Below are 23,205 nucleotides of genomic sequence, written 5' to 3' on the forward strand. Positions count from 1 at the left end.
GATCTAGCCGCCTGTTGCATTTGCACACCGAGCGATGAGGACGGCAACTAAAAGCTCGCATCCCTCTCGAAAAAATCAACCGGAGGCCTAGATCAGGCGTTGTAGTGTGATCGGAAGTGTTGCGAGGCTATGTCGCCCGTGCCTTTTGGCGGCTTTGTTCGTCGTCAAATGCCGGAGTTCAAGCGGAAACTTATGGAGTACCAATGGCATGGCTTCACTTGCCAAAGTGTTTCGGGCGCCCGTCCTAATTGCCTTGTTTATCCTCTCCTTCGCGCTTTCCCCTACATGGGCCGATGATGCCGGCCAATCATCAAGCGGGACTCAGCTCCCGCGGCCGACGAGCAGCTACACGGCGACCTCGGCGGATGGCGTACCGGTAAAATTGAACTACTTCTCTCCGCAAGACGGTATCGCGGTCGTCTTCGTCATCGGCGAAACGGGCCAACCTTTGAAGACGCTTCCATCCATCGAAGAACAGGGCAAGCTCCTGGATGGCTTGCTAAGCCAGTTGGTCAGCGAACATAAAGACTTGCCGGCGACCTTTCCCCTCTTCCTGACGGGAACCAAGGATAGCTTGACGACGGAGCTGGTGGCGAAGCTGCACGACAAGGACGCCAACTGGAATCCGAAGACCGGTCAACCGAAGCGCGGCCATTTCAATGATGTTGTAACGGCCGAGCTCAACACGATCCTTCAGTCGTCACCCGTCGCCCAGGCTTTCCAGTCCCATGGCTACAAGCTGGAGCTGACGGATATCGAAAAGATCGAAATGCAAGTTCCCGCCAAGAAAGGCGATGGAAAATATCCGCAATACATCAACTCAATGGATATAGACGCGACCAAAATATCAACCGGAGGATGACGTAAGATGAATCAACAGGTACGTTCTCATTTGAGACCCTCTTTCGATGATCTGGTAAAGAATTATCCCGACCCGAGACGGGTCAAGTTGAAGCCCCTGAAGGAAATTATCGGCGGCGGTCTTACGACGGACTGGGCGATGAACAGTATCAGCGATAGCTGCACCCTTCGCATGAGCCGCGCATTTAATTATGGTTCCAGCTATCAGATTCCGGCCCATTTTCCGGGCTTGAGAACCTTGGCGGGCAAAGATGGATTGCGCTATGCCTATGCGGTTCAGGAATTTCACAAGTGGCTGAAGCAGCGTCTCGGCGCTCCTGACCTCATCGTGAAAGGCAAGCCCGTCAGCCGCGACAGTTTTGCCGGCAAGAAGGGGATTATCATTTTCGATATCGTCTTCGGACCGAATCCGGATGGCACGCGCGCCCTTGGCCATGCCGATCTATGGGACGGCCAGACCTTCTATGACGAGCTCGACGGTACCAGCAGACCGGACCGTGACTTCTTCACCATAGCCGATGGCGTCTCGCTCTGGATTTGCCCCGGAACGACGAATTTGGCCAGTCGCTGACAAAACTGTTCGCTCGAAGAATAGTCCCGCCAATCCAAGAAAACCGCCACCGGGGAGAAGCAAGATCCCGGGGCCGTTATTGGGCGGCCTTACAAGAAGAGCGGCTTCCGTCGCCCATGGAAGCTGCCAAGCGAATAAATTCACCCACGGGCTGGCGAGGCTAGCCAAACCATCTTTCCGGGTCCAGCTAGAGGCAATCCTCACCGACCTGGAAATGAAACGCCTGCCTCAAGAGATTTTCCGACAGCCGCCGGCAACTGTAATGAGCAGCTGCCCTGCCACCACGACTAGCCAGCAGTTCGTGGCTCCGGTTGCTGTTTCCGGATGCGAACCACAAGTCACCTCATTGGCTCCTGGCAGCGAAGAATTTTTTCAAATTGACCGACGGGTTTCGATCGCATGCACGTTCAAGCAGCGCAAGATCTGACGAGAACCTGAATGACAAGGTTTGTTGAGGTCCAGGCAGGCTGCGGTCCGATACTGGAGAATGAGGATGGTTGCATCATTCAAAACGCCAGTGGGCCAGAAGCGGATATATCCGACAATGCTCCTCGGCATGTTGTTCGTCTTCGCCTTTCCCATCGCGGTACGCGCGGAAACCTGCACGGTCCCACCGCCAATTTCTGCCATCGATCCACCCGGTTTCTACGATGATCCCGATGGCTATGGCCGAGCGATAAAACCGCTGCACGTCTTCATCGAAAAGGTGAATAAGGCAGCCGATAGCGGCGACAAAGCGTGCCTGGTCGAGCTTCTGGGTATTTGGGCGCGTGCGAATGCCTTGATGGCACCGATCAAGGGCTATCAGGGATATTGTGAGCGCTCATGGGCAGGAACTGACTTTGCCTTGGCTCTCCTCAGATTCTTTCCCCAGTCAAAGAACGATGCGCCCGCTGTTCCGCCGGCTATCTCGAAATGGCTTATCGAGATAGCCGGCGGAACGCGGGATGCGAATGCCATCAACCGCCTGCACAACAATCTGGTTTACTGGGCAGGCCTGAATCTCACGGCAATAGGAACGCTGACGAAACGGCCCGACCTCATCGACGCCGGCATTGCTCGTGCGCGCGAGGGTATCAAGGATATCCAGCCGAACGGCACATTGGAACGCGAGTTGAAACGTGGAGACCGAGCACTTCATTATCATAATTTTGCGCTCATCCCGCTGGTTTTCACCGCGGAGTTGGCGCAAGCGCGGCATGTTGACCTCTATTCGGAAAACAACGGGGCTATTCGACATCTGGCAAATGTGATGATCGATGCAGTGCTCAGCCAAAGCAGCTTCTCAGCCTATACTTCCACTCCACAACATCTTTTCCCTTGGACTTTTGCCGGCGATCTCGCCTGGATGGAGCCATATCAGGCTCGCTTCCGCGATCCACGATTGGTGGCCCTGATTGCTCAGCGGCGGCCTTTTATCAACCCACGGCTCGGTGGCAACGTGACGGCCACCTGGAGCGGACGCCCGACAACGGAGCATCCCTAGTGGTGATATCCGGAACAACCCGATCAACCGGCGCTTCAGCCCCATCTGAGATGGTCAATGGAGAATCAGCATGCATTTAACACGTCGGCAGTTTGCCATTCTGGCCTGCGCTTTGACGGTTCCGGCAGGCCGAGGCGCTGCGGCAAGTGAAGATAACGCAGTATTCTGGCAAGCGAATCTGGCAGATCGATCAATCGCCATCTTCGGCTATGAACGCATCAGTGCCGCACTGGTATCCGACATCGTTCGCGATGGAGAGCGGATATCCGATCAGGCAAGTTCAGTCTATACCGACATCGGCCCGAACGCCCCGCACTTGAAGTACTCAACGAATATAAAACAAGTGCCACCGGTTCTTCCCGATTTGACACCAGCGGATGCAGACGATCTACGCCGCATTATACCGGCCGCAGCAGGTTCCCCGGTTGAACGTCTTCCAGGATACGTAGTGGCCTTGCTGCTGATGGGCGAAGGACAACACTCATGGGCGCCAAGCGTCGAGGGTGTGATCATGGATCATGTCCGCTCCGGTGGAAAGCAAATCTCCCCGCTGATAAGCGATACCGACCTGATGTCGATATGGTCGCCACCCGATACTTTCACACTGAAAGCAGTTGGTGCACATCAAATCGGCTATCTTCTCGAAAAACGCCGCCAGCTGGGGCCTATCGGTGGCTATATGGAAACACTTTACAGGCAACGGCGTGTATCTGAGATCACGCAGTTGCGAGAGGAAATAGCCAAAGAAGGAGTGGTCAGTCCGCTTGGTTCTCTGGCAGGTCCGCAATTCAAGGCGCTACTTCTGAAGCAGGTCTTGAAAATTGACTCGACGAAGAATTTTCTCCTTCTTCCCCTGGCCGTCTTACTAGGTAATGACGGCATCCTGGAACTCATGAAATCAAACGGCTTTCAGATAACTGCATTGGCATAGTGCTGCCGGTGCCTGTGAGAGCCGCGTGCTCCATCGAAGTATTTATCCCATTGGAGGACTATCTGATGTCAGCAATCATGAACCGCCGCGATCTCTGCCTGTATCTATCTGCATTGGCTACGGGTATGCTTGAACCCAAATTCGCCTCTGCTCAAGACAAGGCAAATAGCACATCGACAGCTTACTTGTATTTCTCACAACCGATCGACGACAAATCGACACTTAGCCTGACAAACGGATTGATCGACCTGAGAGCTAAGGGATATAAAATAATATACCTTATGCTGAATTCCAATGGCGGGAACATATCATCTGGAATTGCCTTATATCACATGCTGTCTGCCATGGATATAACGATCAATACATATGCTATTTCCAATGTTGATTCGGCAGCAATTCTCTTGTTTTTAGCCGGAAAGGAAAGAGTTGCAAATAAAGAGTCTCTGTTTGCATTTCACTCCGCCAGAGAAGACTTCAGCAATGAAAAGCTTACTCCGGACGAGATCACCGAGAGATCAAATGTACTTGAGATCGACAATGATCGAATGAAGGAAATATTCAAGGAGCGACTTACACTCGGCGACAAGCAATACGGCGATTTCTTCGGCCCGCAGCTCCGGTTCGTAAGACCGCAGGAGGCATTAAGCATCGGCCTGGCAACGCGGATCGGTGAGATAAGCATGCAACCACATGACGGCCTCTATTATGTTCAGTCCTCTGCCGGCAAGTAACTTTGATGAAACATGGCCCCGTTCGCGGCAATCAAAAGCGCCGCCGCTTTATCGCGGAATGACAATCCGAACGCGATGCCGACCGGCTGGCGCATTTTACCGAGGTTGACCGACAATGAGTGGAAAGACGCGTTCAATCCTGTCGATTTTCCTCCTTTGGTGGCAAACCGCCGCTGTACTCGTCATGCTCTTTTCGGGTGCAGCTCGTGCTGAAGATCATGCGTTCGTCGGCTTTCAGGAGATAACCGTTCCGAACGGCAGCGAACCTCCGTTGCACGCTGGCATCTGGTATCCGACGCTTGCCCCACCCCGGGAGACACGTTTGGAGACCTTCACCCAATTGGTGGCGCCGGATGGCGCGATTGCCGGACGCGCCTTGCCACTGGTCGTCATTTCTCATGGCGGGGCGGGATCGTTCGCCGGCCATTACGACACCGCCCTTGCGCTTGCCCAAGCAGGCTTCGTCGTTGCCGCGGTCGACCATGCGGGGGACACTTTCGACGATCAGCGACAGGTGCTGAAACTGTGGCGGCGGCCACAACAGCTGAATCGCCTGATCACCTTCATCCTCGACGATTGGCGGGATCATGCTCACGTTGACTCCGGGCGGATAGGCGCCTTCGGTTTCTCGAATGGCGGTTTCACCGTACTCGTGGCTGCTGGAGGGAAACCCGATCTGAGCCTGATCGATCCCTATTGCCGCGATCATCCCACGCATGATCTGTGCTCCACGCTTATGAACGCCGGCATAAGCTCTGTGGCCGCTTTACCGATTCCTCCCGATGCCTGGCTGCGAGACCAGCGCATCAAGGCGATAGCTGTCGCCGCTCCGGCATTTGGGTTCACTTTCTCGAACGGCGGTTTGAACGATGTAACGGTTCCGATCCAGCTCTGGCGCGCCGCCGATGACCGCCGTCAACCCAATCCCTGGTACGACGAGGCGGTGCGCGCCGCATTGCCTCATCCACCCGAGATGCATGTCGTGGCGGGCGCAGGGCATTATGACTTTCTGCCGCCGTGCAGTGCGGTACTCGCCAAGCATGCGCCTGCCATATGCGCCGATCCGAATGGCTTCGATCGAGCAGCGTTTCACCGCAGCATGAATGCTCAGCTGATCAACTTCTTCCGGGCCAAACTCCAATAGCCGCGGCTACGCCAGACTTGTGAACCAATACGCCGCTCCGGCTTGCCAGCCTCCACCAGCACGCAGCGCATCGCTCCGGCTCCGGTCGGCGCACGGTCCATTCCATCGATGAGCCACCTCCAGGCCCTGTGAAAATGGGCTTCGGCATTTCCGCCCGCGCTGAATTCCGCGCCGCCAATCATCGCCGCGGCCATCGGCAGCGCGATCATTTGGATGCACCTAACGGTGGAATATCTCTACGTCAGGTATGATTAGTAATCTTATTGTCATATGACGATAGCGAAAAACTGATACGGCGTTGACAGGCGCTCCAGCCAACTATCCTATTCCGCTAAGCAACCCTATTCCGTTAAGTAACACACGGGGGAAATTGATGATCGGCACACGATATCAGGTCAAGGCGGGCGATACGCTCTGGTCTATTGCCCACGAACATCTCGGCCACGGCGCACAATGGCCGCGTATCTGGCGCTATAACAACCGCCGCGATGTCATTCGCGCCACCGGCCATGGAATTCCCGATCCGGATTTGATCCATGCCGGCAGCACAATTCTGATTCCCGTTCTGCCGGGTCAGCGCGAGCATGGCAGCAACGGCCGTCACCATACGCATCATACTTCGCAGCATCATAATCCCCCGACGTCCGCCACCACGCAGGCGTCGCATTCTCCCTCGCCGCAGCCGCTACGTACCGGCAACCCGGCTACGGAGCTGAAAAAGGAATTGCCGCACATCTATTCGCCGATCTCGATCAAGTACCGCTTGAACGATCTGACGATGCCCGTCATCGAGACCCCAACGGCGACGATCGAGTTCCGCATGACCGGCGATGTCGTCCTGATGACGGACAAGCGATACCCGGCAACCTATGTGAGCAACGGCGGACGGCTGGAGACACAGATCTCGCAGCAGGCCAACGTTGCCTTCGGCCAGCTCATCGGCGACACGCGCTTCATCTATGATTCGAAGAAAAAAGAAGTGACCGTGCGCTCCATGCTGGTCAGCCAGAGCACAACGCCGAACGCGGCAGCCACAGCAGTTGGCGTCGAGTTCAGCTCCAGCAGCCCGATCCCGAAGCTGCGCGCCGAGGTCCGCTTCCCCAAGCTGCAAGGCAGGATCGGCCCGTTCCACTATGTCGCCATGAGCGTAGCCTTCGTCATTCTGATCACGCCAAAGGCTCACATTCCTCCGTCGGCACCCTCGCCCCAGGCCGTGCGTGACGCGGTGCGTATCCGCGAGCCCGAGGAAGGGACCAACTGGAGCCGTGTCATCGGTACTGGCCTGGTTATTGGCGCTGGCGTCATTGTCGTCGGGACCCTGGTCGAGGATTTCTTCTCCGGTGGCGTCGGCGTTGCCGATGATCCGGCCTCCTTTGCTGCCGCCGGCGCCTCGCTGACGCGCGGCCTGGCGATGCTTCGCGGTGCGGCCACCACAGCCCTGCCACGCGCAATGGTTCCGGCCGCCGTGCACGTCGGTGCCCGGGTCGGGTTGGCACATTGATCGTCTCACGGCGCCTTCTACTTGGCGCAGCGGTGGTTCTGGCCGGGAGCGGTTCCTACCTTCTCGGCCGGTCGACACCGAAAGAGGATACCATTGCCGACCCTGATGCATATGCAGCCAAGCTTGGTCGGCAACAGGGTCTGACGATCGGCTTTGGCGATCCCTCGACCTTCTACGTGCCGCCCTATCTACCCGCCGATGCGCCAGTAGAGGGCGTCACGTTGAGCCCGGCCGACCGCACTGCCGTAAAGGACTCGCTGCACGGTATTGCCAAGGCTTTCGAAGCCTATCCGGAACAATGTCTCGGCCGGATCATCAAGGCGATCTTCATCGCTGGCAAGATCTTGATCGACGGCGCCGAGGCTGGCGGTACTTATGGGCTAGACTGGATATTCCTCGCCGCACCCTCCAACGTCTCGGCCGAGACGCGTCGGCTGACTGCAGAGCTTGGCGTGCACCACGAAACGAGTTCTTTCATCTGGCTGCGCAACGATGCCCTGCAGCGAGCTTTCACCGCGCTTGAGCCGGCTGACTGGCAATTTCAAAACAGTGCGACCGATCAGATCGCTCGTAATGGCCAGACCGCACCGCCGGTGGAAACCGGCTTTCTCTCCGCCTATGGCGCAACGACCTCAGAAAATGATTTCAACACCTATGCCGAAATCGCCTTTTCCGACCCGGGACACCTGACAAAGCTGGCCGAAAGTGTACCGGTCATTGCGAAAAAGCTCGCGCTGACACTCGATTCCTACATCGCCGTCGACGAACGATTGCGCGAGACTTTCGCTCGAAACGGCCTGCTGAAAGCAGCCGGGCGATAGACCGGCCGATCGCCTCACTGCTATCTCGACGAAGAGCCGGTCGAAGCTGCACCAGGATTGCAGCACTTGGCGCGGCATCGACCTGTTATCACTCCACCTGGAAATCGTGCCGTCGTTTACTGCTGTGCAGGTGCGGTTTTCTGAATCTTGTCCTGGACTTTCTTGACGAGTGCAGGGTCTTTCTTTGCCGCTGTTAGAATTGCGTTGTATTCGTCTACCGACATCCCCGGAGAGGTCTGAACAGCCTGCACCATCTGCTTGCTTGCCTCGGTCTGCAGCTGTTGCTTCGCCGTCGGATCCTGTGTTGCGCCGATCTTGGCCGAATATTCCTGCCTGATCTTGTCCACCTGGAGATAAGCGACCGCAAAAGCCTCTATTTTCTGATCGCTGACTGTAGCAGCGGTAGCAGTGCTATCGGGCTGCTGCGCTTGGGCAGGTTGCTGCTCTTGTGTTGCTTGCTGTGCGAACGCTTGATTGCTGAGAACCATCAAGCTCAAGACTGCAGCGGTCAACGATGCAGCGGGGATATGACGAATAATCATCTCAATTCCTCTTTAGTCGTGCGGGGGGAACACCTCTTTGACGGCGTAGAGCGAAGGATGGCATATCGTATAGATTTAGCCGGCGGTTAGGGTTGAGGAACGATCCGGCGGCAATGTGGCCGTCAAACGTTTTCTGTGAGGCAATTGCGCGGCGATCCCCTGGCCATAGAGCGGCAGCTTTATGGCGATCACTGTCGGGATTCAATCCTACGCCGAAGTTTGGAAAGAACTCCGGATTGACCTCGTGGCCCGAACCGCTATTCCGCTGGTTTCCCGCAGGCCATGACCCGGGATAAGTGGAATCTGCTCCGGCGGCTTAAATAATGTGCGGATTTATAAAACAGTATTGATACAACCTATACGACGATGTTATTGCCGTCCGCACCTTCCCTATAGCGAACGATAACTTGTCCAGCACCAATCAAACGGCGATGAAGAACTACGCATCTCTCCTTCACTTCAAAAGCTACTTCATCGAGATTGTCTTACCGACCTGGATCTCATCCGCTTTCGACGATGCCACCGGCCAATTCATGGAAGGCTTGCAGATCGATGGCTCCGCAGATCCGAGCGGCATCGTCCGCACGAGAACGGCGGCGCGCGTGATCTACGTCTTCGCACACGCCAGTGCGCTTGGCGTTGCCCCGCAAGGATCGCTACAGAAAGCCGAGCGCGCCTTTGCCAATCTCTCCGCAACTTCGCGCATTGGCTCGCAAAAACAAGGGTTTCCAAGGAGCATTAGCTACACGACCGGTGCCGTTGTTGATTCCGAGCGCGACCTCTATGATCATGCATGCGTCCTTCTAGCGCTAACCTGGCTCGCTCAGGCGACCGGCAAGGCAACGTACCGCAATCAGATCGACGATACGATCACGGCGATGGACGCTATGTTGACGGCCCCGCACGGCGGCTGGGCGGAAGACAGCCTCGGCAGCATCCCCCGTCGGCAGAACCCCCATATGCACTGTTTCGAATCATTTCTCGCCTTGGCGGAAGCTTACGCCGCTCCCGCACATATCGCCCGCGCCAGCGAACTTTATGGGCTATTCCGATCCCGCTTTTTCGACGAGGCCACAAACACACTTCGCGAGTATTTCGGGCCTGCGTGGGAGATCGGCGATATATATGGATCAGAACGAATAGAGCCGGGCCATATGGCCGAATGGGTTTGGCTGATTGGCCGCTATGTGAAGTGGTCAGGAAGGGACCTCAGCTCGTTGACAGCCAAGATACTGGACAACACCCTCTCGGTTGGCAGGCATGCAGGTACGCCCTTCCTGATCGACGAAACCAGTGTTGACGGCATTCCAACAAAGCAAAGTCGCCGTCTATGGCCGCAAGCTGAGCTGATAAAGGCATACATAACGCAAGCACGGCTGACCGGGAATTCGGACTACCTTGAACGTGCAGAGCAACTGACAGCAGCCCTATTGGAAACCTATCTTGCACACACCCCCAGAGGAACTTGGCGCGACTGCTTTGACCTTAGCGGGCGCTCGATCGCAACCTCTATACCTGCAAGTTCTCTTTATCACTTGTGGACGGTCGTCTCCGAACTGATCCACTTGGACGGACGATAAACATCGAGATCCGTTTCAGCGCGAACTTCTTCCGAAGTCGGCAACGACCGCCGATGCGATAGAGTAACAATCGATTCCGACAGCCGGGAATGTCAAAAACGGCTTTTCGCCATGACTGCGACTGACCGAGGTTGGCGCAAATCCGCCCGGAAGTGGTCTGCCGAACGAAACAGGAGCACATGAGACATGGCGAGAAGACAATCATCTGGGAGTCGGGCGGGTTAGCTTTACCGGACGACCCGAATTTATAGCGACAGCCATCCCGCATACAAAGGCGGAATGGCTGTGATCCTTGTTTCTTTTCAAGGAAGAGTGACGATCTCGATCCAGTTCGCGCCGGCGTCGACAGGATAACGATCGATCGGCGTGAGCGCGCCGTTCGCCTGGTCGATAGCATAGACGGTGATCTTGTCGGATTTCTCCCCGGTCGCGATCAGGAAGCGGCCCGACGGATCGATGCGGATACCGCGCGGCTGTTTCTCGGTCGGATAATTGGTGACATAGGTGAGGTTTCCGCTTCCGTCCCCGACATGGAAGAGCGCGATCTTGCTGGTGGTTCGCTCCGTCGTATAGAGGAATTTGCCGTTCGGGGCGATGCCGATGTCGGCGGCCCAGACCTTCGGCTTGCCGTCATCGACAGGTACGGCTGCCGGCGTCGTGGCGTTGAACGGCGGCGGAGGCGGCGGGGCAATGCCCGGAGACAGCCCGGCATCGTCCGGAACGGATGCGACGCTTTCGATTTCGGTGAGTACCCCCTTCGCCGGATCGAGGCTGTAGTGAATGACGTGGCCGGTCAGTTCGGTGACGACATAGACCGATTTGCCGTCCGGAGAGAAAATGATATGGCGCGGCCCGAAGCCGGGTTTGGTGGCAATCTCAGGCGGATTGTTCGGCTCCAGCATGCCGGTCTGCGGATTGAGCACGAACTGCAGCACGACGTCGGAGCCGAGATTGGTCGCAAAGACATATTTGCCTGTGGGGTCGCTGACGACCGAATGAGCATTGCGGCCGGTCAGGATCATCTGGCGAGTGCCGTCCGTCACGCGGCCATCCGGATCGATCGGCAGGACCGCGATCTTGTTTCCGCCATAGGAGGAGGTAAAAAGCAGGCGTCCGGAGGGATCCGTCGATACATAGGGCATGCTGTCGGGCAAGGCCGCGACCGCACCCTGTGTCAGATTTCCTGTTGCAGGATCGATCGATAGCGTTAGCACCCGGTAAGGCTGCGAGCGCACGACGACATAAAGATGCTTCTTGTCGGGGCCGACGGTCATCGGCATGACCATCTTGCCCGCATCGAAGGTCGCCGCTGGCGTCAGGGTGCCGGCCTTCTCGTCCATGCTGTAGCTGTCGATCTTTCCGTCCGTCGCCGCGGAGACATAGACGAATGTCCTGGCAAACGCGACGTCCGCCGCGGCAAGCATTGCCGAGACGGCGATGACCGAGCCAAAAATTCCAGATGGTAATCTAACCACGAGTGTCCTCCTCCCACAAAAGAGCGATCGTCGGCATTGCCGACGATCATTTGCATCCGTTTGGCTACCGCTTTACGCGGCCTTGGCCGTCTCGATGATCTTGGCGAGTGCTGCCAGCTCCTCCGGGGTCAAATCGGTCAGCGGTGGACGCACCGGGCCGGGATCTTTACCGAGAACATGTAAGCCGGCCTTGATGATCGAGACCGCATAGCCCTTCTTCCGATTGCGCAGGGCGACGAACGGGAAGAAGAAGCCCGTGAGGATTTCATCGACGGTTGCCTGATCGCCGCTCCGCAACGCGCTATAGAAACGCTGGGCAAGCGCGGGAATGAAATTGAAGACGGCGGAGGAATAGGTCGTGACGCCAGCCGCGAAATAGGCCTGGGCATAGACTTCATGCGTGGGCATGCCGCCGACATAGACCAGGCGATCCTGGAGCTTGGTGGTGATCTCAATTACCTTGTCGACTTCACCGACGCCGTCCTTGTAGCCGATCAGATTCGGGCATTCGTCGGCGAGCCGCGCTATGCTGTCTGCACTGAGCACCGCATTGTCGCGGTTGTAGACAATGACACCGATCCCGACGGATTGGCAGACCGCCTTGACATGAGCGATCAGACCGGCCTGTTCGGCAAACATGAGATAAGGCGGCAAGAGCAGCAGACCGTCGGCCCCGGCCTTCTCGGCCGCCTTGGCGATCTCGATGGCGAGCGACGTGCCATAGCCCGTTCCTGAGATGATCGGCGTATTGCCCGCAGATGCCTTTGCGGCACGAACGACCTGCGGAATTTCGACGGGATTGAGGGAGAAGAATTCACCCGTTCCGCCGGCAGCAAAAAGGGCGGCAGCATCATAGCCTGCCAGCCATTCAACATGGCGGCGGTACTTCGCCTCATCGAATTTGAGGTCGCTATCGAAATGGGTGACGGGAAAGGACAGCAGACCGCTGCCAACCATCTTTTTGAGTTCAATCGGGTTCATCTTGGAATCCTATTATCGATTGGTATGGGCAATGGGTCTCAGGCGCCTTCGAGCGACTGAACGAGGGCCGCGATGTAGCCATAGCAGAAGGCGAAGGCGACGCCGGTCGGGTCCCGGCCGCTGATGGTCGGCACATGATCGGGCATCAGCATGTATTGATAGCCGACTTCCTTGTAGACCTTCACGGAACGGACCATATCCATGTCGCCCTCGTCCGGGAAAGTCTCCATGAAGGAGAGCTTGCCGCCGCGAATGTTGCGGAAATGGACGTTGAAAAGCTTACCGCGCGTGCCGAACCAACGGATGATGTCGTCGATTTCCTCACGCGGATTGTCTAGCATCTCGCCGACCGATCCCTGGCAGAAGTTTAGCCCGTGATAGGGGCTTTCGCGCATCAGCACGAATTTCTTCAGGCCTTCGACGGAGCCGAGCACGCGCGTGACACCGCGATAACCCGGCGGCGTATAGGGATCGTGCGGATGGCAGGCGAGACGGACGCGATTGCTCTCCGCCACGGGCACGACGCGCTCCAGGAAATAGTCGATCCGCTCCCAGTTCTCATCTTCCGACAAGACGCCGGCGAGGCCAGGGGCCGCCTGGTGGTCCGCCTTATCCCAGCGGAAGCTCGCATTCATCGAACCGCCGCGTCCTCGTTCTTCCGGCGTGCGCGGAATGCCGATGAGGTTGAGATTGTATTTTGCTGCGGGAATGCCGACAGCCGCCACATCTTCGATGAGCTTGCAAACCGCATCGATCTGGCGATCACGATCCGGTCCGGCAAGCAGAATATCAGGATAGGATGCCTTTTCGATCGGCTGAGACGGCAAGGGAAGCTGGATCATATCCAGAATCAGCCCGAAACTCTCGACCTTGTCGCGGAGGCGCTCAAGATCGGACAGCGTCCAGCTCTCCGGTTTTCCCGGCGGGTCCGCACATATATGCTTCAGCCCCAATTGCGCGAAAACGCGATAATCGTCGTCGTCGCGCGCCTCGACCTGCGTTCCTACATACACCGAGCGTCTCTCCCATGAGATTGATCTATATCATATGACATAATATGAATTTTATGAAGTGTCGAGAACTATTGCTGCTCCGCGAGCATGCGATAACGGCGCTGGCTCGCCAGCATATGTGCCCGCATCGCCTGGCGCGCTCGCTCCGGGTCCTGGTCCGCGATCGCAGCCAGAATTTCCGCATGCTCGGCATGCACCTTCTCCAGATAGGCGCGATCATTCGCTTCAGGCAATGTCGGAAACTGTCCGCGCGGGATGGTTCGGGCGCCGAAATGCCGGAGTACATCGACATAGAAGCGGTTGTTCGTGGCCGCCGCGATCGCCATGTGGAATTCATAATCCGCTTCGACGGTCGATAGTCCCTGCTCGATCAGCAATGCCATCTTGCGGTTGGCGGCAGCAATTGCCGCCTCCTGTTCGGCCGTCCGGCGATAGGCGGCGATTGCAGCCGCCTCGCCTTCCGCAGCCATGCGGAATTCGAGCAATTCCAGTGTCTCGGGGATGCTTTTGACCTCGATGGGCGTCAATAGCAGACCGGATCGTGCCGACGTTTGGGAAACGAATACGCCCTTGCCTTGAACGGGCTGGACAAGGCCTGCAGCACGAAGGTCCGCGATCGCCTCGCGCACCACAGTCCGGCTGACATCGAAGGCCGCTTCGAGCTGCGGCTCCGTCGGAAGCTGGTCGCCCGCCTGAAGCTTGCCAGTTTCGATCTGCATACGCAGTTCATCGATGACCCTTTGTGCCAGCCTTTGCCTCGCCCGGGCATTTGTCGCCATTCTTGGTCCCCCGTTCATTTTCATCAAGCCATCGGCATGGCCTTGCAAACCATGCCGATCTTCGGTAAATCATAATATGACATGCGGATAACATCATACGTATTATATACTATTCGAGGGAGGAAGCATAATGAAGCACTTTTCGAAGGCCATGTTTGTGGGCGCTACAATCGGCATGCTGACACTGGCTGCGCCGCAGCTTCAGGCGGCTACGCCCAAAGATCAATTGGTAATCGGCACCTCGCTCGCGCAGGTGCTGTCCCTCGACCCGCAGCAGGCCACTGAACCCAAGGCGCTCGAAATCCTTGCCAATCTCTACGATCGACTTGTCGCAACGACCGCGGATGGCAAGATCGTACCGCAGCTGGCAGAAAGCTGGACGGATGACGGCAAGTCGCTGACGCTGAAATTGCGGGAAGCCACTTTCGCCTCCGGCAACCCGGTCACCGCCAACGATGTCGTCTTCTCACTGACCCGGCTGATGAAGCTCAACCAGTCTGGTTCCTCCTATTTCAAGCGCATCGGCTATTCCACGGAAACCGTCGCCAATCAGATCCATGCGGTCGACGCCAAGACGGTGCGCATCGATCTGACGGACAAGGTGACGGCCGAAGGGCTGCTTTATCGGCTGGCGCTCGGCGTTTCGAGCGTTGTCGATAGTGTCGAGGTGCAGAAGCATATTGCAAACGACGATTCCGGAAACGCCTGGCTGCGTACCCATTCGGCAGGCTCCGGGCCGTTCACGCTGAACAAATGGACCCCAAACGAGATCGTCATTCTGGATGCCAACAAGGCCTATGTCGGCGGCGCACCGAAAATGCGGCGCGTCATCATCCGCCATGTACCGGAAAGCCAGGTCGAGCGGCTGATGCTTGACCGCGGCGATATCGATATCGGCAATGCATTGTCCAAGTCCGATCTCGAAACCTTCGAGACCAAGGGCAATTTCGTCATCCAGCGCGTGCCGACGGGTGGCTTCTATGTGCTGGCGATGAATGCGGGCAATCAATATCTCGCCAACCCGAAGGTTCGTGAAGCCATCGCCTACGGCATTGACTACAAGGGTATTGAGAAGACCATCATGGGTCCTTACGGCCGGGCACGAAACGTCCCCGTTCCGGAAAACTTCGAATACGCACTGCCGAATCCGGACTGGCATCTCGATGTTGCCAAGGCAAAGCAATTGCTCACGGACGCAGGCTTCAAGGACGGCTTCTCGCTGACGCTGAAGACGATCTCGCAGACGCCGCGCATCGATCTGGCAACCGCCATTCAGGCCTCCCTCGGCCAGATCGGCATCAAGGTCGAGATACAGCAGGGCAATGGTTCAGAGATCATTGCCGCCCACCGCGCGCGCAACTTCGACCTGCTGCTGCCGCAGACGAGCGCGCTGATGCCGAACGTTCTTGGCTCCATGGATGATTTTGCCAACAATCCCGACAACCGGCTCGAGGCCAACAATGCCGGCAACTTCGCCTGGCGTTCGGCCTGGGATATCCCCGGATTGACGGCACTTGCGGAAAAGACCTCGGTAGAGCCCGATGCCAAGAAGCGGGCCGAACTCTATACCCAGATGCAGCAGATGTTCGTTGATCTGAAACCGGCGCTCCTGCCGCTTTTCGAACGGTTCGAACCCCTTGTTCTCTCCGCCAGGGTCAAAGGCTATCTCGGGCATCCCAACCAGATGACCCGCCTTGAAAACGTGACCAAGGCCGACGCCGAATAAGCAATCGAAGGCAGCCGATCATGAAGGAACTATCCGTAGCCGAATTCGGCCGACGCATCGCGCATCTGATCGTCAGCCTGTTCATCCTCCTGTTGGTCACCTTCGTGATCGGCCGCGTCCTGCCGGCCGATCCGGTGGGTGCGATCGTCGGCGAGCTGGCCGATCCCGCCGCCTATGCGGCAATGCGCCAGCGGCTCGGACTGGATCTTCCCGTTTACGAACAGTTCTTCATCTATCTGAAGGGTCTTGCCCATGGCGATTTCGGCACGGCGATCCTGACGGGAAATCCCGTCTCCGCCGATCTTGCCCAGGCCTTTCCGGCGACGTTCGAGCTTGCGACGCTTGCCGTCATCATCTCGACCTTCGTCGGCGTGCCGCTCGGTCTGGTGGCAGCACTGTTCCGTGACCGGCTGATCGACAAGATCGCGCGCGTCGTCTCTCTCGTCGGCCATTCCATTCCGGTCTTCTGGTTCGGGATCGTCGGGCTTGTCGTCTTCTATGCGAGCCTGAACTGGGTCGGCGGCCCAGGCCGGGTCGATGTCTATTATGAGGGTATCGTCACGCCGCAAACCGGTCTTCTGCTGGTGGACAGTCTCCTGCAGGGCGAGACGGACATTTTCTGGAATGCGCTGAGCCACATCATCCTGCCGGCCTTCATTCTCGCCTATGCGGCCGTTGCCTATATCACCCGCATGACCCGCAGTTTCACCCTGGAGCAGCTCAGCCAGGACTATGTGATTGCCGCCCGCGCCAAGGGCGTCGGTCCAGCGCGAACCATCATCGGCCATGTTCTTCCGAACATCGCCGTGCAGCTCATCACCATTCTCGCCATCTCCTATGGGGGGCTGCTTGAGGGCGCGGTGGTGACCGAAATCGTCTTCTCCTGGCCGGGCATTGGCCAATACATGACGAACGCCCTGATGATCGGCGACATGAATGCCATTCTTGCGGCAACCATCATTGTCGGATTCTTCTTTATGCTTTTGAATTTCCTAGCGGATATCGCCTATGCGGTCTTCGATCCGCGCACCAGGGAGGCCGCCCGATGAGCGATGCGATTCATGCGGACGTAACCGTCCGTCCGCCGAATATCATGAGCCGCATGACGGGCTCACTGAAAAGTGCCGGCAGCAAGCTTGCCCACGAGCCGCTTGGCCTCACAGGCTTCATCATCCTCGCCCTGCTATGCCTGATCGCGATCTTCGCGCCGCTTCTGGCGCCCTATGATCCGAACGTGCAGGTGCTTTCGGACGCGTTGAAGCCGCCAAGCCTTGCGCATCTGGCCGGAACCGACGAATTCGGCCGCGATATCCTAAGCCGCCTGATCTTCGGCACACGCATCACCATCCAGACGGTGCTGTCGATTTCGGTGATCGTCGGCCCGATCGGTCTTCTGATCGGCGTGGTTGCCGGCTTTTTCGGCGGTCGTATCGACGCACTCCTGATGCGCGCCACCGATATCGTGCTCTCCTTTCCGTCGCTGATCCTGGCACTGGCCTTTGCCGCGGCGCTCGGCGCTGGCCTGACGACAGCGATCATCGCCATCTCGCTGACAGCCTGGCCACCGATTGCAAGACTGGCACGCGCCGAGGCGCTCGTCGTCCGGAACACCGACTATGTCGCCGCTGCCCGGCTCTATGGTGCCTCCAGGCTGCGTATCCTGTTCTTCTACATCGCGCCGATGTGCGTCCCCTCGGTTATCGTGCGCCTGACGCTCAACATGGCAGGCATCATCCTGACGGCGGCGTCCCTTGGTTTCCTTGGGCTAGGCGCCCAGCCGCCAGCGCCGGAATGGGGCGCGATGATTTCCAACGGCCGCAAATACATGCTCGATTTCTGGTGGGTCGCCGTCATGCCCGGCATAGCGATCCTTCTGGCAAGTCTGGCCTTCAACATCGTCGGCGACACACTGCGCGATATTCTGGATCCCCGCCATGCAAGATCGTGATCCCCATCCCATCCTCTCCGTTCGAGGCCTGAACGTCCGCTTTGGCCGCAACTCCCTGGCGGCGGTCTCCGATGTCAGTTTCGATGTCGGACGCGAGCGCGTCGGGATCGTCGGCGAATCCGGCTCCGGCAAATCGACGACAGGGCGCGCGGTCATGCGTCTGCTGCCGCCGAGCGCAAGCATCACGGCCGAACGCATGGCGCTCGACGGCGTCTCCCTGCTCGACAGGTCGGAGCGACAGATGGGCGCCCTGCGCGGCAAGGATATTGCTTTGATCATGCAGGATCCGCGCTATTCCCTCAATCCGGTGCTGACCGTCGGCAAGCAGATCGCTGAGGCGGCGCGACTGCATTTGGGTTTGCGTGGCGGCAAAGCGCGCGATGCTGCGCGCGCCATGCTCGAGCGCGTCCGTATCAACGATCCGGAGCGCGTGATGGCGCTCTACCCGCATCAGATCTCGGGCGGCATGGGTCAGCGCGTCATGATCGCGATGATGCTCTTGGCAAAACCGAAGCTTGTCATAGCCGACGAGCCGACGTCCGCACTCGATGTCAGCGTGCGCAAGGACGTGCTCACTCTGCTCGACGAGCTGGTGCGCGAGAACAATTCCGGACTGCTGCTCATCAGCCACGATATCCGCATGGTCGCGGCCTTCTGCGAGCGCATCATCGTCATGTATTCCGGCCGCATCGTGGAGACGCTGACGCGTCTGGAAGATGCCCAGCATCCATACACGCGCGGACTGATGTCCGCATTGCCGGACCCGCACAAGCCGGTGCGCCGCCTGGCGGTGCTCGACAGGGAAAAGCTTGATCTGGAGACCAGCCGATGATTAGCGTTCGCGATCTTGATGTCGTCTTCACCTCCGGCAAAACGAAAAACCATGTCGTCAGAGGGGTAAGCTTCGATGTCGGCAAGGGAGAGACGCTCGGTATCGTCGGCGAGTCGGGATGCGGCAAGTCGACCGTGCTGCGTTGCCTCGCCGGCATGGAAAAGGGATGGTCGGGCGATATCGGCCTTGCCGGCAAGGCTGTCGGCAAGACCCGCACGCGGGATGAACTGCGGCAGGCCCAGATGGTGTTTCAGGACCCCTACGGCTCGCTGCATCCCCGTCATCGTATCGGCACGGCGCTCGCCGAACCGCTGCGGGCCATGGGGCACGACGATGTCTGGGTGAAGGTCGAAAAGGCATTGCGCCAGGTCGGCCTGCCGCCGGCCTTCGCCAACCGCTATCCGCACGAACTTTCCGGCGGACAGCGTCAGCGCGTCGCGATCGCCCGGGCCTTGATCCTCTCACCGCCGATCCTGCTGCTTGACGAGCCGACTTCGGCGCTCGACGTGTCGATCCAGGCCGAAATCCTCAATCTTCTGGCCGACCAGCGTGACGAGCGTTCCCTGACCTATGTCCTCGTCAGCCACGATCTGGCCGTCATCGCCCATATGTGTGACCGGGTGCTGATCATGAAGGCCGGCACCTTCGTGGATGAGCTGACCAAGGCGGACTTGCAGGCCGGCACGACACATGACGCCTATACACGCGAACTGTTCGAGGCGAGTTTCCTTTAAGGCGGACATGGCCGATAGCCGATCGCTCCAATCACTCCGCAAAATCGACTTCGGAAACAGATCGCAGTCCGGTTCCCATCAGGATCATGATTGCGATTTTCGTGGTCATGGCCCTTTGGTACAGCGGAATTCGGAAGGAAAACCTTCTTGGATTGGTTGATGTATGGCCGCTCACCCAGTTTCTATATAGTCCATGATGCTAGTGGGTTTGCATTCATCATATGATCCTGTAATCGAAGACAGATGATGCACAAGTTTCTTGCTCTCCTCTTGATCGGCCTTACGCTTTCCGCATGCGAGCAACGCGGAACCGAGGCCGTGGATTGCCCGTCGCAGGGGCCTAACCTGGAGGCTATGGGTCCCAATGGGCTGTATGAGTTCCGCGAGGATTGTGAACCCAATGCCTTGACATGTATCGACCCTAACAAGAAGGCGCGAACGGGTGACGGCACCGTCATCTGCAGGGTCCGGAAGCAATAGAGCGCTATTGCAGGTCTGTCTTTTCTCACAAAAGGGTAGCGGGTGCGCAACGCGCTATGCGCGGGTTTCCTCTAGTATGATTGCCGGAATTTCGGAAAGCCTGAGGACCGCATGGCTGCCATCCGGGCGTTCCGACCCCAACAAAATGGTAGAAAGACCTGCTGCCCTGCCACCGGCTATCCGACCGCCAATGCGGCGAAGCCAAAATGCCCATTTGAATTACAGTAACGACCTCAGGTGCCGGGAATTGGCTCCCAAGGCGAATTGCCGGCCTTGGAGAATTGAGGAATATGAGCGAGGCCCTGAATGAGGTTGCAATCGGATCCCAGCGTCTCCTGCCAATCGCGAGCTTCGGTCAGGATAACGCCAATGCCGACAACTTCAGCTCCCGCCTTGCGCACCAGTTCCAGCGAGCCCTTGAGGCTCGACCCCGAGGCAACCACGTCGTCGACGACAAGCACGCGCTTGCCCTTGAGAAGGGGGATCGCGGCACGGTCCAGCAGCAGGCGCTGTTCGCCCTTGGAGGTGATGGAGGAGATGCGTTGTTCCAGCGCATTTGCCAAATGGATCTTCGGCGACTTCTGCAGGACGACATAGTTGTCGAGGCCGAGCGCCCGTGTCACTTCAATGGCGACGGGAATACCAAGTGTCGCCGTGCCGACCACGATGTCGGGCTTGAGCGATGCGAATTTGGCGGCAAGCTTGATGCCGACATGCTCGCCGAATTTCACGCCGAGATCGATGACCATCATGAGGGAAATGGCAAAATCCGGCTTAATCGCCACGATCGGCAGATCAACGGCATAGCCGGCAACATCGACCGTCCAGTTCTGCCCGGTTCTCGGGTCTGCGGTCTCAGAGGTCATGGGTCTTTTCCTTCATGCTGAGGCGCTGCTCGACCATCAGGCCGACTTCTCGCCAGGTTGTTCGCTTGTGTTTCAGATCATATCCGTAAAGGGTGAGGGAAAACGAGATGGCATGCGCCATGCGGATCGCCTGGACGAGCAACGGAATGCCGCGTGCCAGTGCAAAGCGCAGTTTGGTCGGCAGACTGACATCATCGATCTCCATGCCGCGAGAACGCTGGGCGTCCGCAATGCGCTCGAAATCATCGCGCAGCATCGGAATGACGCCGAAGGTCAGCGACAGAACAAGCGTGGCAATGGACGGCAGCCGCGCAGCGCTTGCCGCCGCCAATATCTCACCCGGCGAGCTTGTTTCCATGACGAAATAGAAGGCGGCCGTCGTCGTCACCAGCCTGGCGGCCATCGCCGCCGCAACCGACAAGGCCTCCGGTGTCGAAAGACCCTGCAGCCAGAGATTTATCATCCAGCTCACCATGACCATGCCGGTCAGGAGTGTGGCGCCGTTGACGTAACCGTGGAGACCGGGGACCTTCAAGCCCCAGAGAAGGGCCAGGCAGATAAGCGCAAGGGGCACTCCGAACCGCCAGTCCGGGGCGAGCCAGGCGGCCAGCATGATGATGAAGGCAATTCCGAGCTTGATAAAGAAATTGAGCTCATGAAGCCGCGTCATGCCATGCTCCAGGCTGTCATATCGTAGGGTGCTTGCCAACCGAGAGAATGGAAGCTGCCGCTTTCCCAACCGTCTTCGGGCACCCCCTCGAACGCGATCGTGCCATTATCGAGGATCATCAGGCGGGTGGCCAGATCGTCGACCAATTCCAGATCGTGCGAGATCAGCATGACCGCCCGCCCCGAAGACTGCATTGACGAGATGAAAAGTTCCAGCATTTGCCGGCCTTTGATGTCTCTGCTCAATAGCGGCTCGTCGATGATGGCAACAAGCGCGCCGGTCGCGTCGGCGCAGGCGAGCCCCAGCAAGGCCTGCTGACGGGCCGAAAGAGCAAACGGATTGGCTTCCGCCAGGTCGGAGAGTGCGTATCGCTCCAGCGCCGCCGTGGCGCGCGCAAGGACGGCCGGGTCGTTCGACGATGCGCTCGATGCCGTAATCGCAAAAATCACCTCACCGAGTACGGTCATGTTGAACAGGATATGGCGCATGTTTTGAGGAATATAGGCGATCTTGCGCGCCCGCGCCGCAACAGACCAGTCGTCGGCCTTTGTCCCGTCGAGAAGGATGGAGCCCGAGGTGGTTTTCACGAGCCCGAGGATCGATTTGAACAGCGTTGTCTTGCCGGCGCCGTTGCGGCCGATAAGCGCCAGCACTTCTCCAGCCCGGATATCGAAACTGACGTCCTTCAGCACCGGGTTTCCGCGCGAGCGGGAAAGCTGGCTCGCCAATCCTGAAACGGTCAACAGCGGACGGCCCGGCTCGACGGTCTTACGCGCCGGCCGGACGCGCATCGGCGGCAAAATGCCGGCTTCAATCCAGGCGGCATCCTGCCTGAGCACCGCCTCCGGCGCCATGCTTGGAGAGACACCGCCGCCATGCAACAAAGCAATGCTGTCTATTACGGAGCAAAGTGCTAAAGGGTCCTGCTCCGAGATCAGCAGCGTCGGGGTGCTGTCCAGCACTTTCCGCAGAATGTTGGACAGCCGCACGCGGGCGGCCGGATCAAGCCCGGTCGTAGGTTCGTCAAGCACCAGAATCGATGGGCTCGAGACGATTGCTGCAGCTATGGTGACCATTCGCCGTTCACCCCCCGAAAGGGTCAGAACCCGACGGCCGCTCAATGCCTGCAGCTCGAATTCGGTCATCAGTTCGGTCAGCCGATCTCGGATCGCGTTTCGCTCGACGCCTTTGTTTTCCAGCGGAAAGGCGATGACATCCTCGACGCAGATATCCCAAAGCTGGTCTTCGCTGTTTTGCGACACGAAGCCGATCGTGCCGAACAGCTCCTTCTTTGTGAAGGAAAGCAACGGACGACCATCAAGCTCCACCTGCCCGGAGAATTCGGCAACTGGAATAAGGCGCGGGATCAGGCCCGCGGCAACGCCGAGCAACGTCGACTTGCCGCTGCCGGCTTCACCACAGACGAGAAGCCGTTGCCCCTCGTCAAGCATACAATTGGTTTCGGCAAGCACCGGCGCGGCGCCACCGAAACCGATCGTCAGATTGGCAATATTGAGCACTTGTTGATCCAGA

Annotated in this window: 24 protein-coding genes; 14 read left to right on the forward strand and 10 right to left on the reverse strand. The window is 58.2% G+C overall.

The window, feature by feature from the left end; translation table 11 throughout:
* Positions 1-208 precede the first annotated feature (208 nt).
* The 5 genes from ABOK31_RS28655 (at position 209) to ABOK31_RS28675 (ending at position 4,580) form a co-directional block, all read left to right on the forward strand.
* Positions 209-862 carry a hypothetical protein gene (locus tag ABOK31_RS28655; RefSeq protein WP_349962238.1) on the forward strand — a complete coding sequence of 218 codons (654 nt, stop codon included), beginning with the start codon at positions 209-211 and terminating at the stop codon, positions 860-862.
* A 6-nt stretch (positions 863-868) separates the two neighbouring features.
* Positions 869-1,432, forward strand: a complete 564-nt coding sequence (locus tag ABOK31_RS28660; RefSeq protein WP_349962241.1) for a T6SS effector amidase Tae4 family protein — start codon at positions 869-871, stop codon at positions 1,430-1,432.
* A 493-nt stretch (positions 1,433-1,925) separates the two neighbouring features.
* Positions 1,926-2,918 (forward strand): alginate lyase family protein, encoded by a 993-nt coding sequence (locus ABOK31_RS28665; RefSeq protein WP_349962243.1) that lies wholly within the window; start codon positions 1,926-1,928, stop codon positions 2,916-2,918.
* A gap of 70 nt (positions 2,919-2,988) precedes the next feature.
* Positions 2,989-3,849 carry a hypothetical protein gene (locus ABOK31_RS28670; protein WP_349962246.1) on the forward strand — a complete coding sequence of 287 codons (861 nt, stop codon included), beginning with the start codon at positions 2,989-2,991 and terminating at the stop codon, positions 3,847-3,849.
* 65 nt (positions 3,850-3,914) lie between these two features.
* Complete coding sequence (locus tag ABOK31_RS28675) at positions 3,915-4,580, forward strand: ATP-dependent Clp protease proteolytic subunit (protein WP_349962249.1); 666 nt, start codon at positions 3,915-3,917, stop codon at positions 4,578-4,580.
* On the opposite strand, the gene ABOK31_RS28680 is transcribed toward ABOK31_RS28675, so the two are convergent.
* On the reverse strand, positions 4,559-4,717 hold the full coding sequence (locus ABOK31_RS28680; protein ID WP_349962252.1) for a hypothetical protein: 159 nt from the start codon (positions 4,715-4,717) through the stop codon (positions 4,559-4,561). The genes ABOK31_RS28675 and ABOK31_RS28680 overlap by 22 nt on opposite strands.
* Before the next feature lie 206 nt (positions 4,718-4,923).
* On the opposite strand from ABOK31_RS28680, the gene ABOK31_RS28685 reads away from it, so the two are divergent.
* On the forward strand, positions 4,924-5,724 hold the full coding sequence (locus ABOK31_RS28685) for a prolyl oligopeptidase family serine peptidase (protein ID WP_349962255.1): 801 nt from the start codon (positions 4,924-4,926) through the stop codon (positions 5,722-5,724).
* Here the strand turns inward: ABOK31_RS28685 and ABOK31_RS28690 are convergent.
* Positions 5,688-5,933, reverse strand: coding sequence for a hypothetical protein (locus ABOK31_RS28690; protein ID WP_349962258.1), 246 nt, complete (start codon positions 5,931-5,933; stop codon positions 5,688-5,690). The two genes, ABOK31_RS28685 and ABOK31_RS28690, sit on opposite strands and share 37 nt — an antisense overlap.
* A 164-nt stretch (positions 5,934-6,097) precedes the next feature.
* On the opposite strand from ABOK31_RS28690, the gene ABOK31_RS28695 reads away from it, so the two are divergent.
* Together ABOK31_RS28695 and ABOK31_RS28700 are read left to right on the forward strand one after the other, a co-directional pair.
* Positions 6,098-7,225 carry a LysM domain-containing protein gene (locus ABOK31_RS28695; protein WP_349962261.1) on the forward strand — a complete coding sequence of 376 codons (1,128 nt, stop codon included), beginning with the start codon at positions 6,098-6,100 and terminating at the stop codon, positions 7,223-7,225.
* Positions 7,222-8,046 (forward strand): hypothetical protein, encoded by an 825-nt coding sequence (locus ABOK31_RS28700; RefSeq protein ID WP_349962263.1) that lies wholly within the window; start codon positions 7,222-7,224, stop codon positions 8,044-8,046. Before ABOK31_RS28695 ends, ABOK31_RS28700 begins: the two co-directional genes overlap by 4 nt.
* Positions 8,047-8,162: 116 nt before the next feature.
* Here ABOK31_RS28700 and ABOK31_RS28705 read toward each other — a convergent pair whose 3' ends face one another.
* A complete protein-coding gene (locus ABOK31_RS28705) occupies positions 8,163-8,588 on the reverse strand; it encodes a DUF4168 domain-containing protein (RefSeq protein ID WP_349962265.1) in 426 nt (141 codons plus the stop codon).
* A gap of 407 nt (positions 8,589-8,995) precedes the next feature.
* Between ABOK31_RS28705 and ABOK31_RS28710 the strand changes: the two genes are divergently transcribed.
* Positions 8,996-10,168 carry an AGE family epimerase/isomerase gene (locus ABOK31_RS28710; protein ID WP_349962267.1) on the forward strand — a complete coding sequence of 391 codons (1,173 nt, stop codon included), beginning with the start codon at positions 8,996-8,998 and terminating at the stop codon, positions 10,166-10,168.
* A gap of 302 nt (positions 10,169-10,470) precedes the next feature.
* On the opposite strand, the gene ABOK31_RS28715 is transcribed toward ABOK31_RS28710, so the two are convergent.
* From ABOK31_RS28715 to ABOK31_RS28730, 4 genes are all read right to left on the reverse strand, one after another.
* Positions 10,471-11,643 carry a lactonase family protein gene (locus ABOK31_RS28715; RefSeq protein WP_349962268.1) on the reverse strand — a complete coding sequence of 391 codons (1,173 nt, stop codon included), beginning with the start codon at positions 11,641-11,643 and terminating at the stop codon, positions 10,471-10,473.
* A 72-nt stretch (positions 11,644-11,715) separates the two neighbouring features.
* The gene (gene kdgD, locus ABOK31_RS28720) at positions 11,716-12,624 is read right to left on the reverse strand and encodes a 5-dehydro-4-deoxyglucarate dehydratase (RefSeq protein ID WP_349962271.1); all 909 of its coding nucleotides are present in this window, start codon (positions 12,622-12,624) and stop codon (positions 11,716-11,718) included.
* Between the two features lie 38 nt (positions 12,625-12,662).
* Entirely contained in the window at positions 12,663-13,637 is a 975-nt protein-coding gene (locus ABOK31_RS28725; protein ID WP_349962274.1) for a mannonate dehydratase, read from the reverse strand.
* Positions 13,638-13,705: 68 nt separating this feature from the next.
* Positions 13,706-14,416, reverse strand: a complete 711-nt coding sequence (locus tag ABOK31_RS28730) for a FadR/GntR family transcriptional regulator (RefSeq protein WP_349962277.1) — start codon at positions 14,414-14,416, stop codon at positions 13,706-13,708.
* A 130-nt stretch (positions 14,417-14,546) separates the two neighbouring features.
* On the opposite strand from ABOK31_RS28730, the gene ABOK31_RS28735 reads away from it, so the two are divergent.
* The 5 genes from ABOK31_RS28735 to ABOK31_RS28755 are packed head-to-tail and all read left to right on the forward strand — an operon-like array spanning position 14,547 to position 19,656.
* Positions 14,547-16,142, forward strand: coding sequence for an ABC transporter substrate-binding protein (locus tag ABOK31_RS28735; RefSeq protein WP_349962279.1), 1,596 nt, complete (start codon positions 14,547-14,549; stop codon positions 16,140-16,142).
* Positions 16,143-16,162: 20 nt separating this feature from the next.
* Positions 16,163-17,191 (forward strand): ABC transporter permease, encoded by a 1,029-nt coding sequence (locus tag ABOK31_RS28740; RefSeq protein WP_349962280.1) that lies wholly within the window; start codon positions 16,163-16,165, stop codon positions 17,189-17,191.
* Positions 17,188-18,090 carry an ABC transporter permease gene (locus ABOK31_RS28745; protein WP_349962281.1) on the forward strand — a complete coding sequence of 301 codons (903 nt, stop codon included), beginning with the start codon at positions 17,188-17,190 and terminating at the stop codon, positions 18,088-18,090. The genes ABOK31_RS28740 and ABOK31_RS28745 overlap by 4 nt, the downstream gene beginning before the upstream one ends.
* Positions 18,077-18,922: an ABC transporter ATP-binding protein gene (locus tag ABOK31_RS28750; RefSeq protein WP_174172515.1), complete on the forward strand. Its 846-nt coding sequence runs from the start codon at positions 18,077-18,079 to the stop codon at positions 18,920-18,922. The genes ABOK31_RS28745 and ABOK31_RS28750 overlap by 14 nt, the downstream gene beginning before the upstream one ends.
* On the forward strand, positions 18,919-19,656 hold the full coding sequence (locus tag ABOK31_RS28755; RefSeq protein WP_349962283.1) for an ABC transporter ATP-binding protein: 738 nt from the start codon (positions 18,919-18,921) through the stop codon (positions 19,654-19,656). Before ABOK31_RS28750 ends, ABOK31_RS28755 begins: the two co-directional genes overlap by 4 nt.
* 713 nt (positions 19,657-20,369) lie before the next feature.
* Here the strand turns inward: ABOK31_RS28755 and ABOK31_RS28760 are convergent.
* From ABOK31_RS28760 to ABOK31_RS28770, 3 genes are read right to left on the reverse strand one after another with little or no spacing between them, the layout of a single operon-like run.
* Positions 20,370-21,002 carry a phosphoribosyltransferase family protein gene (locus ABOK31_RS28760; RefSeq protein ID WP_349962284.1) on the reverse strand — a complete coding sequence of 211 codons (633 nt, stop codon included), beginning with the start codon at positions 21,000-21,002 and terminating at the stop codon, positions 20,370-20,372.
* Positions 20,992-21,672 (reverse strand): energy-coupling factor transporter transmembrane component T, encoded by a 681-nt coding sequence (locus tag ABOK31_RS28765; RefSeq protein ID WP_349962285.1) that lies wholly within the window; start codon positions 21,670-21,672, stop codon positions 20,992-20,994. Before ABOK31_RS28765 ends, ABOK31_RS28760 begins: the two co-directional genes overlap by 11 nt.
* The gene (locus ABOK31_RS28770) at positions 21,669-23,192 is read right to left on the reverse strand and encodes an ATP-binding cassette domain-containing protein (RefSeq protein WP_349962286.1); all 1,524 of its coding nucleotides are present in this window, start codon (positions 23,190-23,192) and stop codon (positions 21,669-21,671) included. Before ABOK31_RS28770 ends, ABOK31_RS28765 begins: the two co-directional genes overlap by 4 nt.
* Positions 23,193-23,205: the final 13 nt, after the last annotated feature.

The organism is Rhizobium sp. ZPR4 (genome assembly GCF_040215725.1).
Lineage (GTDB): Bacteria > Pseudomonadota > Alphaproteobacteria > Rhizobiales > Rhizobiaceae > Rhizobium > Rhizobium rhizogenes_D.

Coding starts and splice junctions, on each gene's coding strand:
- ABOK31_RS28750 (WP_174172515.1), top strand. CDS start 18,077: ATGCAAGATCGTGATCCCCATCCCATCCTCTCCGTTCGAGGCCTGAAC.
- ABOK31_RS28735 (WP_349962279.1), top strand. CDS start 14,547: ATGAAGCACTTTTCGAAGGCCATGTTTGTGGGCGCTACAATCGGCATG.
- ABOK31_RS28675 (WP_349962249.1), top strand. CDS start 3,915: ATGTCAGCAATCATGAACCGCCGCGATCTCTGCCTGTATCTATCTGCA.
- kdgD (WP_349962271.1), bottom strand. CDS start 12,624: ATGAACCCGATTGAACTCAAAAAGATGGTTGGCAGCGGTCTGCTGTCC.
- ABOK31_RS28665 (WP_349962243.1), top strand. CDS start 1,926: ATGGTTGCATCATTCAAAACGCCAGTGGGCCAGAAGCGGATATATCCG.
- ABOK31_RS28760 (WP_349962284.1), bottom strand. CDS start 21,002: ATGACCTCTGAGACCGCAGACCCGAGAACCGGGCAGAACTGGACGGTC.
- ABOK31_RS28670 (WP_349962246.1), top strand. CDS start 2,989: ATGCATTTAACACGTCGGCAGTTTGCCATTCTGGCCTGCGCTTTGACG.
- ABOK31_RS28745 (WP_349962281.1), top strand. CDS start 17,188: ATGAGCGATGCGATTCATGCGGACGTAACCGTCCGTCCGCCGAATATC.
- ABOK31_RS28765 (WP_349962285.1), bottom strand. CDS start 21,672: ATGACGCGGCTTCATGAGCTCAATTTCTTTATCAAGCTCGGAATTGCC.
- ABOK31_RS28690 (WP_349962258.1), bottom strand. CDS start 5,933: ATGATCGCGCTGCCGATGGCCGCGGCGATGATTGGCGGCGCGGAATTC.
- ABOK31_RS28655 (WP_349962238.1), top strand. CDS start 209: ATGGCTTCACTTGCCAAAGTGTTTCGGGCGCCCGTCCTAATTGCCTTG.
- ABOK31_RS28660 (WP_349962241.1), top strand. CDS start 869: ATGAATCAACAGGTACGTTCTCATTTGAGACCCTCTTTCGATGATCTG.
- ABOK31_RS28705 (WP_349962265.1), bottom strand. CDS start 8,588: ATGATTATTCGTCATATCCCCGCTGCATCGTTGACCGCTGCAGTCTTG.
- ABOK31_RS28755 (WP_349962283.1), top strand. CDS start 18,919: ATGATTAGCGTTCGCGATCTTGATGTCGTCTTCACCTCCGGCAAAACG.
- ABOK31_RS28740 (WP_349962280.1), top strand. CDS start 16,163: ATGAAGGAACTATCCGTAGCCGAATTCGGCCGACGCATCGCGCATCTG.
- ABOK31_RS28695 (WP_349962261.1), top strand. CDS start 6,098: ATGATCGGCACACGATATCAGGTCAAGGCGGGCGATACGCTCTGGTCT.
- ABOK31_RS28730 (WP_349962277.1), bottom strand. CDS start 14,416: ATGGCGACAAATGCCCGGGCGAGGCAAAGGCTGGCACAAAGGGTCATC.